This window comes from Desulfonatronum zhilinae (genome assembly GCF_900182865.1).
Classification (GTDB): Bacteria; Desulfobacterota; Desulfovibrionia; order Desulfovibrionales; family Desulfonatronaceae; genus Desulfonatronum; species Desulfonatronum lacustre.
This window is the reverse complement of sequence record NZ_FXUJ01000023.1, coordinates 1-11,247: the sequence shown is the minus strand read 5'-3', so window position 1 is coordinate 11,247 and position 11,247 is coordinate 1. Positions and strand designations below refer to the sequence as shown.

The window sequence follows — 11,247 nt, the reverse complement described above, 5'->3', positions numbered from 1 at the left end:
CCCGGCGGAAACAGAGGTGGGCATGATGAAAACGTATCGGGATCACTACTTCCAACGGGCCAAGCAGGACAACTACCCGGCCCGTTCGGTGTACAAGCTCAAGGAAGCGGACAAACGGTTCAAGCTGTTGCGTCCCGGTCAAAAGGTGCTGGATCTGGGCGCGTCGCCGGGGTCGTGGTCGCTGTACGCCGCCGGGAAAGTCGGTCCCTCGGGCCGCGTACTGGCTCTGGACCTGAATCCGCTGACCATCGACCTGCCCGAACAGGCGCTGTTCATGCAGGGCGACGTTTTCGACGAGTCCGGGGACGGCTATCGCCTGATCCTGGAAACGGCCCCGTTCGACGTGGTGCTCAGCGACATGGCGCCCCGCACCACGGGCGTCAAGTTCGCGGACCAGGCCCGCTCCCTGGACCTGGCCGATCAGGCTCTTGCACTGTGTAAAGCTTGCCTGATAAAGGGCGGCTCGTTCGTGGTCAAGTTCTTCGAAGCCCAGGAAGCCAAGCAATTGTTGGATGAAATGCGGACCGTCTTTTCGCGGGTGCAAGGCTTCAAACCCAAAAGCTCCCGGGCGGAAAGCAAGGAAATGTTCTACATCGCCACCGGGAAGAAGTAGGCGGCCTTTCGTGACATCTCAAGATTTTTTGCAGCTATCCCAGGGCATTTTTGTCCTTTCACTACGGGCGCTCTGAATCGTGATCGAAATCGATTTCTGGTAACTTTCCGATTTCGATAGCGAAAGCGGCGATTTCGATTTGGATGATTGCTGGCCCCCCTTGGATGTTTTCTTTGAACATGCTGCAATCTACCGCTCTGAAATTATAGAGATTTTGCAGAGAACAAAGCGGACTTGGCAGCTACCCGGCAGACTTCATTCCACAAATCAATCGATTAGAGAAGGATACTCCATGGCAGGACACAGCAAGTGGAAGAACATCCAGGCCCGCAAGTCCGTGCAGGACAAAAAGCGGGGCAAGGTATTCACCAAGGTGACCAAGGAAATCATGCTCGCGGCCCGGCAGGGCGGCGGTGATCCGGACAGCAACGCCCGGTTGCGCACGGCCATTGCCGCGGCCAAGGCCGTGAATCTGCCCAAGGACAAGATCGACGCGGCCTTGAAAAAAGGAACCGGCGAACTGGGCGGCGAGGCCCTGGACGAGATCACCTACGAGGGCTACGGGCCGGGCGGGGTAGCTATTCTCGTGGACGCGGCCACGGACAACCGCAACCGGACCGTGGCGGACGTGCGGCACATCTTTTCCAAGAACGGCGGGAACCTGGGCGAATCCGGCTGCGTGGGCTGGATGTTCGACAAGAAGGGCCTGTTCACCTTCAACCGGGCCGACCATACCGACGAACAGCTGCTGGAGATCGGGCTGGAAGCCGGGGTGGAGGACATCCGCGAAGATGGCGACGTCTGGGAGGTCAGCACGTCTCAGGAGCATTTTCAGGCCGTGCAGGAGGCTTTTGCCGCGGCCGGACTGACCCCGCTCAGCGAAGAAGTAACCATGGTCCCGCAGAATCTGGTTCCGGTGGACGTGGAGACCGGACGCAAGGTCATCCGGCTGATGGATCTCCTGGAAGACTACGACGACGTTCAGAACGTCCACGTCAACTGTGACTTTCCGGAAGAATTAATGCAGGATGAATAGCCGACCAAGGGCGATTCCCGTGTCGGATCAGGAGGAATGGGATTGATCGTCCTGGGGATCGATCCCGGATCGCGGATCACCGGGTACGGATTGATCCGCGAGGTTTCCGGCCGGCTTTCCCTGGTCGACGCCGGGACTATCCGGACCACCGCGGACGCTGGGATGGATGTTCGCCTGGGCCAGATTTTTTTTGGACTCGTGGAGATTATCTCCCAGCACCGGCCCGCCAACAGCGCCATTGAGAACGTGTTCCAGGCCCGCAACCCGTCTTCCGCGCTCAAGCTCGGTCAGGCCAGGGGCGTGGCCATCGCGGCCTGCGCCCAGGGACGGGTTCCGGTGTTCAGTTACGAGCCGACCATGATCAAGAAGAGCATCGTGGGCGTGGGCCGGGCGGAAAAATCCCAGGTGGCCTTCATGGTGGCGCGGCTTCTGGGAGTGTCCAAGCCGGACTGGGCCGTGGACGCCAGCGACGCCCTGGCCGTGGCCATCTGTCACGTCAACCAGCAGCGCTTTTTGCGTCTGGCCGACGGGAGTCGAGTTCATGGCTGAATCCCATACTCTTCATCCCCGCGAAGGCGGGCATCCAGATCATGCTTGCCCGGTTACTGAGCAGTTACGCGGTTGCCGCCTCCCTCGGCGGTTTCTTCGTCAATTTTTTCTTCTTTTCACCCGTTCGAGGCATTCATGATCGGATACCTGCAAGGCCGGGTTCTGCAAAAAGTTCCTAAGGGCTGCATTCTGGCCACCTCCGGAGGGGTGGGATACGCCCTGGTTTTGCCGGTGCGAGAGATTCAAAATCTACCCGCCCCTGGAGACGAGGCCGCCTATTTCGTCTACACGCTGGTCCGTGAGGACGCCCTGGAACTGTACGGCTTCGCGACCTGGGAAGAGCGGGCCGCCTTTGAGGTCATGCTGAGCATTTCCAAGCTGGGTCCGAAAACCGCCCTGGCTATCCTCTCCCACTTCGACCTGGCCTCCCTGCGGGAAACCGTGGCCAAGCAGGACGGCTATTCCCTGGCCAAGGTTCCGGGCATCGGCCAGAAGACCGCTCAGCGCATTCTCCTGGAACTGCAAGACAAACTGAAGATCCTGCCCGCGGCCCCGCGCCAAGCCGAAGCGGCTTCCGGCCCATCCTGGGTCCGGGGCGACATCTTGGCCGGGTTGGTCAACCTTGGCTACTGCGAAGCCGAAGTCGCTCCGCTGGTGGACGCGGCCTTGCGGGACGAACCGGACCTGGCTCCCGGCGAGGTGATTCGGGTTGTGCTGAAAGGGATGGCGTCCAAGAAATGAATTCGAGATCAACCCGAAACAACGGTGAAGGCTCCCGAACCGTTTTGCAATGGTTCCGGGGCGACTATGGAGAGGCGCGGCAGACGCGCAAAGAAGCACTATGACCCAGGCTCAAGCCTTGCCCCAAACGTTGCCCGTTGAAGAGACCATCCGTCCGAAGCGACTGGATGACTTCATTGGGCAGGACGATCTGCGGGCTAATTTGCGGGTTTTCCTGCAGGCGGCCCGGGATCGCGGACAGGCCTTGGACCACACTTTGTTTTACGGTCCTCCGGGGCTTGGCAAGACCACCCTGGCCCAGATCATGGCCAACGAACTGGGTGTGAATCTTGTGACCACATCCGGTCCGGTTCTGGAGCGCAGTGGGGACTTGGCCGCCATCGTGACCAATCTGGGGCGTCAGGATCTGCTGTTCATCGATGAAATTCACCGCATGCCGGCCAGCGTGGAGGAGATTCTCTATCCGGCCATGGAGGATTTCAAGCTGGATCTGATCATCGGTCAAGGGCCGGGCGCGCGTACCGTGAAGATCGATCTGGAACCCTTCACCCTGGTCGGGGCCACGACCCGCCTCGGACTACTGACCTCTCCGCTGCGGGATCGCTTCGGCGTGATTTCCCGGCTGAATTTTTACAACGAGGCGGAGCTGGCAACCATCATCCGGCGGGCCGCGGCCCTGCTGTCCGCGACGATCACCGACGACGGCGCATTGGAGATCGGCCGCCGCGCCCGGGGTACGCCCCGGATCGCCAACCGCCTGCTGCGTCGGGTTTGGGATTTCGCTTCGGTGCAGGGCGGCATTCAAATCGACGCCCGGTTAGCCCAGGAGGCCCTGGGCCGGATGGACGTGGACGCCCATGGCCTGGATCAGATGGACCGGCGCATCCTCAGCGCTCTGATCAAGCAGTTCCAGGGCGGTCCGGTGGGGGTCAAGACTCTGGCCGTGGCCTGCTCCGAAGAGGTCCGGACCATCGAGGACATCTACGAGCCGTACCTGATCCAATGCGGGTTCATCAAACGCACGGCCCGCGGCCGCGTAGCCACGGCCCAGGCCTTCGCCCACCTCAAGGAACGCGTCCCTCAAGCCTTAGCCGCTCGTGAGCAGGGGGCGCTGGATTTTGAGTAAAAGGAGACCGATATGGACTTGAGTTATTTAACGGATAGAAACGGATCTCCCGTCGCCGTGGTGGTGCCGGTCGACGAATGGGAAACCATCTGTGCCCGCCTGGACAAGCAGGCCGAAGAAGAAACATCCTACCTTCTGAAAAGCCCGGTCATGCGGGAACGTCTGGCTCAGGCCAGACTGCGAAAGGAAGGAAAGACTATGGATGAAGTGCATCGTGTCCTTGGTATTTGACGATAAGGCCATCGAAGATTTGGAGTGGTGGGTTGCGACAAACCCAAAAAAGGCAAAAAAGATCCTGGCGCTGATCAAAGAAATCGGCAAAACGCCTTTCAAGGGCAGGGGCAAGCCGGAACCGCTGAAATACGATCTGGCTGGGTGCTGGTCCAGGAGGATCGATGATGAGCACCGAATCGTTTATGAGATTGTTGACAGCGACATTCGAATTCTTGCCTGTCGATATCACTATGCTTCGAATTGATACTGGCTCTCGCATGGTATTCTTGCGGTTTTCTTCGTGTTGCATCCTTCAACCATGAGCACCAGTACATGTCTCAAGCCAAATTGAACGTTCGCCTTCTGGCCATGACCCCTGACGCCTTGGCCGTGATTTATGCCGCGTTTCGGCAGTGTTACAGCCCCGGATACGTGGGCGAGCTTTGGCCGAGGCTGGTGGGTGAGGAGGTGGACGTCGCGGAGCAGGCCCGTTTCGTCGCGGACGTGATGGAGTCCGGCCATCACAGCCCGGTGGAGCACGTCAGCTTCACCTTTGCCGTGGAAGGGGTTTCCCGGGCCTTGACCCACCAACTGGTGCGTCACCGGCTGGCCTCCTATTCCCAGCAAAGCCAGCGCTACGTGAACGAGAGCGGGTTCGAATACGTTCTGCCGCCCCAGATCGCCAAGATTCCGGAAGCCAGGGATCTGTTCGAGGAATTCATGGCCCGGACCGCCCAGACCTACGGGCGCTTGCGGGAACTGCTCCAGGCCCATGGCCGCAAGGGGGCCATGGCCAACGAGGATGCCCGGTTCGTTCTGCCCCAGGCCGCGGAGAGCAAAATCGTCCTGACCATGAACTGCCGCAGCCTGCTGCACTTCTTCGCCCTGCGGTGCTGCGAGCGCGCCCAGTGGGAAATTCGGGCCATGGCCAAGGAAATGCTGGTCATCTGCCAAGAGCAGTTGCCGGTCGTGTTCCAGCACGCCGGGGCACGCTGCGTCAGCCTGGGATACTGTCCTGAAGGGGAGCGCTTTACCTGCGGCCGCTACCCCTTGCAGTCGAAGCCGTCCGGCGGATAATCACTCCCCTCGTTCTTCGCCTTCGTTCCGATCGTCCTTCCCCGCGAGAGTTTTTTCCGCGCAGTGTTGATCCACGGCGTTGACCGGTCCCAGCAAGTAGCGCAACTGGGCTACGGATCGTCCCGTCCGCCTAGCCAGTTCCTGGAGAGCTTCGAATTCCGGCCGTTCGTATCGTTCACCTTCCATTCCCACTTGCTTGACCGGCAACGCGCCCATGGGCGTCTCGGCAACGACCTCGCGCCGGGCCAGGACGACCCGTTCCAGGCGTTGGCGACGTACGCCCAGGGTTAGTGTCTGCCGAAAAACGGCTTGCTGCACGGCGGCTGCGTGTTTTGGTCGGCAGAGCACCTGAAGCTGCCCGCCTGGACGATTTTTCTTCATCATTCCCGGAAGAAACAGAACATCCAGCGCACCGGCCTGGAATAACGCCTCGAAACAGCCCCCCAATTCCTCTCCGGTCAGATGGTCGATGTTCGTGGAGAACTGGACGATCTCTTCCGTGCGCTCCAATCCCGCGTTCGGCAATCCTTTCCCATTGCCTGAAAGGGAAGGGGAGTAGAGCAGGCAGCGCAAAGCGTTGGGCTGGGCGGGCAAGTCCATGGTGCCGAGCCCGATGCCGCATTGCAGCAGTGTGCCCTGAGGCCCGGGACGAAATTCGTCCACCAGTTGGTCCACAAGCAAGGCCCCGGTGGGGGTGATCAACTCCATTGTGTGGTCCGTGCTGAAAACGGGTTTACCGTGGAGCAATTCCACCACCGCCGGGGCGGGCAAAGGCAAGAGGCCGTGGGCGCAGCGCACCTGGCCTCGAAACCAGGGCAGCGGTCCGGCATGAACGGTGGTTATTTCCAACTCGTGCAGTCCCCAGAAGGCCCCGACAACATCGACCACGGTATCCACGGCACCGACTTCATGAAAATGGATGACCGACGGATCAACGCCGTGAACCTTGGCCTCCACTTCGGCCAGCCGCTCAAAGGCCCGCCTGGCGCGTCGGCCCACATCCGGAGGCAGGGCCAGGCCGTCCAGAAGCTCCAGGATTTCCGGAAGACGGCGCAACGGCTGCGTGGCATTCGACCGTATTTCCAATCGTTTCCCGGCAAGTCCGCACCGGACATCGTGCACCGTGCGCAGGTCTACGTCCATTCCGGCCTGGTGAAAAATCCGTTCCAGGTCGGTGATGCCCAATCCAAGATCAATCAAACCGGCGAGCAGCATATCACCGCTGATCCCGCTGGGGCAGTCTAAATACAGTGCTTTCATGGTTTCCTTTCCAAGGCTGAACTGGTATGTCTTTTCATGCGGTTGATGTCGGTCTTTCGGCCCGTGCCGAGCGCGACGCGCAGTCCGTGAAACAACGGCGTCCCGACGACACGGATCTCAATGTCTCATCTTCCAAGGAGGAACTATCCATGCTGATCAGTGACTGGATGACCAGGGAGGTCATTTCCGTGGAACCGGACGTCTCTATGATGAAGGTTTCCAAGATCATGAAGGAAAAGCGCATCCGACGCCTTCCCGTGGTGGATGCCGACAAGAAATTGCTCGGCATCGTCACGGACCGGGATATCAAGGAAGCCTCGCCGTCCAAGGCCACCACCCTTGACATCCACGAGCTGTATTATCTCCTTTCGGAGATCAAGGTCAAAGACATCATGACCAAAAAGCCCTTCACCGTCCTGCCGGAGGACACCATCGAACGAGCGGCCCTGGTCATGATGGAAAAGAGGGTCGGCGGCCTACCCGTGGTCGACGCTCAGGGCAAGATTGCCGGGATCATTACGGAGAGCGACATCTTCAAGGTGCTGATTGCCATAACCGGAGCGCATTTCGGTGGAGTTCTGCTGGCGTTCAAGCTGCCCAACACTGAGGGCAGTCTCAAGGAAGTGCTCGAAGCGTTGCGCCACGAACAGGCTCGGATCATCAGCATCCTGACCTCTTACGGCCAGCAAGAGGAAGAAGGCTATCGACAGGTGTACGTCCGGATTCAAGACCTTGAAAAGAACGTCCTGGACGCCTTGTTGGAGAAATTGAAACAATTCGAATTGTTGTACTGGGCCAGGGAAAATCTGCATCCCGTAAAATAGAGGGGTGCGGAGATCACGGGCGCTCCGACGGCTTTGAGGCGGGGCGTGAGTTGTTGGAGGCCAGGAAAGGGCAAAACTCCAGCGCCTCGGCGGTGGTTCGATGGACGACGTGTCCAGCTGGAGAGCGGTCGCGGTGATACAAAATCAAGGGGGCCTCGACGGACAAACCAGGGTTGCCTCCTTTTCTGGTTTCCAGCAAAAGCAAGGAAGCCGGTTTGTTTTGGTGGGGATGGACCAGGCGCAGGCGTTTCGGTGCGAGATTGGCGGCCGCGAGATGGCCGAGGAGCCGTGGGAGATGCTCCGGCAGATGGACCATGTAGAGCCGCCCCCTTGTCGCCAAGGCCAGTGACGCCGCTTTAAGGAAGTCCTCAATGCGTGTGCCGGTTTCAAACATCGCGGATTGTTTTGCCGGGTTGGACGGCATGCGTCCATGCCCGACCGGCCGATATGGAGGATTGCAGAGCACTGCGTCAAAGCTGCCGGGTCGGAATCCCGGAATTTCGTTCATGGCCGCGACGTTGCCGATAACCGGAGTGAAGCGGGTCCCGAAATCGAGCTTCTCGGTATTGGCTTGGGCCGCGGCGACCATCTCTCGGTTGCTGTCTACCCCGAGAACATGAAACGATTCCCCTGGGGAACGCTCTTTCGGATCAATAAGGAGGAGGCCCAGGCTGATCACGCCGCACCCGGTCCCCAGGTCGATGACCTTTCGATGTTGGCGACCGGCCGCGAAACAGGCAAGCAAAAGGGCGTCGATGGAAAATCGAAAGCCTTGCTTCGGCTGGACCAGTCCTCGCGGAAAGGAGCGACGATGCGGATTGGGGTCGTCTTGGAAGCTCATGGAGTCTTGCCTGCTTTCCGCGAAATCGAAATGGGCGGCTGGATCGGTATTCAAGAACCACGGTAATGGTAGGAACAGCTTGGGTGAGCGTGTCCTATGAGTGTGCCTGGTGAGTATGTCTGCTGAGTGCGTCCGGCGAAAATCAAAAAGGGCAGAGAAGATAGCTCCTCTGCCCTTTGAAGTTCTGGTGGAGACGGGGGGATTCGAACCCCCGGCCTCTGCCTTGCGAAGGCAGCGCTCTCCCAACTGAGCCACGCCCCCTATTCGAAAAGAAGAGTAGCCTATTATCAATTGATCTGAGATTGGTCAAGGTTTTCAATTCAGTTGGCGACCGCTCCTTGTCCTCTAGTGCCTCGAGGTCTCACTGTTTCAGTCAAATACTTCAATTCAATCAGTACTGTATTATGATAGAAAATCAATACCTGCATATTCCTCCACTTTTGTTGGTCATTTCGGAGCAAAAGTTTGACTTCGATATTTATCTTTTTCAGGATAATAATTACATTCTTTACGCAACGCCTAAGAACTTTACTGAAAAGCATCTGGAAAGATTGATTGAAAATGGTATTGGTAATATATATATCGACAACAAAGACAAGCTGACATATGAGGCTTTTGTTCAAAGAAATCTTCCTGTAATACTAGATAGTCAAAATATTTCGTTATATGATAAAGCAGAAATTCTCTACGACCATTCACTGATCGTCGTGGAAAACTTTTTAAATCAAATCAATAAGGATTATCCAAATAGTGAAAGCTATGATAAGCTAGTTCATATTGTTGATAACATTTATACTTTATTTGATAATAATCAGGGTGCTATACAATCCATACGTAACTTGATCGCTACAAACTATAAAGAGTATATCCATTGCATAAATACTTCTCTTTATTCGATTTCTTTGCTGATGCATCACCATCGTGAACAGTCGGATTCTCAAATTCTGAGAAAATCAACTGTCCGCCAGATCGGAGTTGGTGCATTGCTTCACGATATCGGAAAGTCAAAGATTAGGCAGAGTATTCTTGAAAAACCCGGTGTCTTGACCCCGAAGGAGTTCGAGGAGGTCAAGAAACACCCTATCCATGGCGTCGAAATGTGTCAGTATATGGACCTGGAACAGTCAGTGGCCCAGTGTGTCTTGTTTCATCATGAAAAACTGGACGGCTCAGGGTATCCGACCGGGACGAGGAACATCCCCAGGCATGTGCAGGTGATCACCGTGGCGGACATGTTTGACGCCATCACGTGCGAGAGACCCTATCGGAAGCACAAGGTCACCACCTTCGACGCTTTGAAGATTCTGTCCAAGGAAGTGGAACGCGGCCGATTGGACCAAGAACTCGTGGCTTCCTTTATCAGGATGATTAGTCAGGATGCGATCCGGTTGTAACAAGCAAAAGAAGAAGGGTAGTGGATGATGAGTGACTGGATGACGCATCGGCGGCAGGTTTTGGAGAAGGCTCGGCGCGTATTGATCAAGGTCGGCAGTGCTGTATTGACTTCTGAACAGGGGCTGGATTTGCGAGTGGTTTCGCGGTTGGCCGATCAGATGTCGTCCCTGCATGACCGGGGGTTGGATTTGATCTTGGTTTCGTCCGGTGCCGTTGCCGCTGGAAGGCGAGTGATATCTCGTTTGTGCCTGGATGGCCATCTGCCCGAGAAGCAGGCCGCCGCGGCCATAGGACAAAGCCGATTAATGCATGCCTATGACGAAGCTTTCGAACGGTTCGGAAAGGTTACCGCCCAGATTTTACTGACTAAAGACGACTTGCGAAGCCGGACTCGATTTCTGAATGCCCGACATACGTTTCAGACCCTTCTGGCTTGGCGGGCCATTCCCATTGTGAATGAAAACGACTCCGTGGCTGTCCAGGAATTGAAATTTGGCGACAATGACAGCCTGGCCAGCTTGTTGTTGAACATGGTCGAAGCGGATCTGTTCGTCAATTTGACCTCCGCGCTGGGTGTTTTTGAAGACAATCCGGACGAAAATCCCGAAGCTCGTTGCCTGGATTGCATTCCGGACATCCAGGCCCTGGAGCCCTCGGCGTTGTGTCGTGGAAAGACCGGGGCGGGCTCAGGAGGAATGTACAGCAAGCTTTTAGCCGCCAAACGAGCCGCCCAACTGGGGGTGCCGACTCTGATCGTATCTGGAAAAGAGAAGTTCTCTCTGGAAAAGGTTTTTGACGGCGAAATGTTGGGGACTTGGGTGGTGCCCCAGGAGAAAGGCATATCCCGGCGCAAGTTCTGGATGGCATACAACCAAGAACCGGATGGGGAGATATGGGTGGACCAGGGAGCGGCAAGCGCCTTGCGGCAAGGAGGCAAAAGTCTCTTACCCGCAGGGATCAACCGCCTCGAAGGCAACTTCGGTGCCGGTGCCTTGGTTCGAATCATGGACTCCGAAGGGCAAGCGCTCGGGGTCGGCTTGTCTAACTACAAAGCGGCGGAGTTGAAGCGGATAATGGGGCGAAAAAGTGCTGAGATCGCTGGGATTTTGGGTCAGTGCCCTTACTCCGAGGCAGTTCATCGCGATAATATGCTTATGAATGTCGCGAGTTGAATTTACCTCTTCGGGACGCAACTTGCCCGTGTATCGTTCCCTATCTTCTTTAATTAGTAATGTTTTTTGATTATGCTTGGCTGTTGCCAGCTCTTTTGATCGGTTGTCGGGACGAGGAGCTTCTCATCTCCAATTTTGTAATGCTTTGTTTTTTAATGAGAAAAAATAAATTTTTGTTTCGTGGAAATATTTGTTGACAGGTGAGGGGGGGTTCTATAGAACCTGCCTCTTCGCCGCGATCGACAGTGGTTGGGACGCGATGCGGCGAGCGAGTTCTTTGACAATGAAATAGCGAGGGGGAGACAAATTATGGTTTATAGCCATGATTCATTTTGAGCGATTTATTAAGTGGAGAGTTTGATCCTGGCTCAGAATGAACGCTGGCGGCGTGCCTAACACA

13 protein-coding genes and 1 tRNA gene are annotated in these 11,247 nt (G+C 56.7%); 11 read left to right on the top strand and 3 right to left on the bottom strand.

Annotated features, from left to right (window positions below; genetic code table 11):
• The first annotated feature begins 25 nt into the window (after nucleotides 1–25).
• From AC559A_RS15545 to thyX, 8 genes are all read left to right on the top strand, one after another.
• Nucleotides 26–613, top strand: a complete 588-nt coding sequence (locus tag AC559A_RS15545; protein ID WP_498818645.1) for an RlmE family RNA methyltransferase — start codon at nucleotides 26–28, stop codon at nucleotides 611–613.
• 292 nt (nucleotides 614–905) lie between these two features.
• Complete coding sequence (locus AC559A_RS15540) at nucleotides 906–1,649, top strand: YebC/PmpR family DNA-binding transcriptional regulator (RefSeq protein ID WP_498818611.1); 744 nt, start codon at nucleotides 906–908, stop codon at nucleotides 1,647–1,649.
• A 36-nt stretch (nucleotides 1,650–1,685) separates the two neighbouring features.
• A complete protein-coding gene (gene ruvC, locus AC559A_RS15535) occupies nucleotides 1,686–2,198 on the top strand; it encodes a crossover junction endodeoxyribonuclease RuvC (RefSeq protein WP_498818610.1) in 513 nt (170 codons plus the stop codon).
• Nucleotides 2,199–2,333: 135 nt separating this feature from the next.
• Nucleotides 2,334–2,939: a Holliday junction branch migration protein RuvA gene (gene ruvA / locus AC559A_RS15530; RefSeq protein ID WP_028571895.1), complete on the top strand. Its 606-nt coding sequence runs from the start codon at nucleotides 2,334–2,336 to the stop codon at nucleotides 2,937–2,939.
• A 100-nt stretch (nucleotides 2,940–3,039) separates the two neighbouring features.
• The gene (gene ruvB, locus AC559A_RS15525) at nucleotides 3,040–4,065 is read left to right on the top strand and encodes a Holliday junction branch migration DNA helicase RuvB (protein ID WP_498818609.1); all 1,026 of its coding nucleotides are present in this window, start codon (nucleotides 3,040–3,042) and stop codon (nucleotides 4,063–4,065) included.
• Between the two features lie 12 nt (nucleotides 4,066–4,077).
• A complete protein-coding gene (locus tag AC559A_RS15520; RefSeq protein ID WP_498818608.1) occupies nucleotides 4,078–4,296 on the top strand; it encodes a hypothetical protein in 219 nt (72 codons plus the stop codon).
• The gene (locus tag AC559A_RS15515) at nucleotides 4,268–4,543 is read left to right on the top strand and encodes a Txe/YoeB family addiction module toxin (protein WP_498818607.1); all 276 of its coding nucleotides are present in this window, start codon (nucleotides 4,268–4,270) and stop codon (nucleotides 4,541–4,543) included. The genes AC559A_RS15520 and AC559A_RS15515 overlap by 29 nt, the downstream gene beginning before the upstream one ends.
• Before the next feature lie 68 nt (nucleotides 4,544–4,611).
• Nucleotides 4,612–5,355, top strand: a complete 744-nt coding sequence (thyX, locus tag AC559A_RS15510) for an FAD-dependent thymidylate synthase (protein ID WP_498818605.1) — start codon at nucleotides 4,612–4,614, stop codon at nucleotides 5,353–5,355.
• Here the strand turns inward: thyX and larC are convergent, their stop codons facing one another.
• Nucleotides 5,356–6,615, bottom strand: a complete 1,260-nt coding sequence (larC, locus tag AC559A_RS15505) for a nickel pincer cofactor biosynthesis protein LarC (RefSeq protein ID WP_498818604.1) — start codon at nucleotides 6,613–6,615, stop codon at nucleotides 5,356–5,358.
• Nucleotides 6,616–6,764: 149 nt separating this feature from the next.
• Here larC and AC559A_RS15500 point away from each other — a divergent pair, with 149 nt between their 5' ends.
• Entirely contained in the window at nucleotides 6,765–7,439 is a 675-nt protein-coding gene (locus AC559A_RS15500) for a CBS and ACT domain-containing protein (protein ID WP_028571893.1), read from the top strand.
• Between the two features lie 13 nt (nucleotides 7,440–7,452).
• Here AC559A_RS15500 and AC559A_RS15495 read toward each other — a convergent pair whose 3' ends face one another.
• Both AC559A_RS15495 and AC559A_RS15490 read right to left on the bottom strand, forming a co-directional pair.
• Nucleotides 7,453–8,280 (bottom strand): tRNA1(Val) (adenine(37)-N6)-methyltransferase, encoded by an 828-nt coding sequence (locus tag AC559A_RS15495; RefSeq protein ID WP_498818603.1) that lies wholly within the window; start codon nucleotides 8,278–8,280, stop codon nucleotides 7,453–7,455.
• A gap of 185 nt (nucleotides 8,281–8,465) precedes the next feature.
• Nucleotides 8,466–8,541 (bottom strand) — tRNA-Ala (locus AC559A_RS15490).
• A 143-nt stretch (nucleotides 8,542–8,684) separates the two neighbouring features.
• Between AC559A_RS15490 and AC559A_RS15485 the strand changes: the two genes are divergently transcribed.
• Nucleotides 8,685–9,674 (top strand): HD-GYP domain-containing protein, encoded by a 990-nt coding sequence (locus AC559A_RS15485; RefSeq protein ID WP_498818602.1) that lies wholly within the window; start codon nucleotides 8,685–8,687, stop codon nucleotides 9,672–9,674.
• Between the two features lie 24 nt (nucleotides 9,675–9,698).
• Nucleotides 9,699–10,847, top strand: coding sequence for a glutamate 5-kinase (gene proB, locus AC559A_RS15480; RefSeq protein WP_498818601.1), 1,149 nt, complete (start codon nucleotides 9,699–9,701; stop codon nucleotides 10,845–10,847).
• Nucleotides 10,848–11,247: the final 400 nt, after the last annotated feature.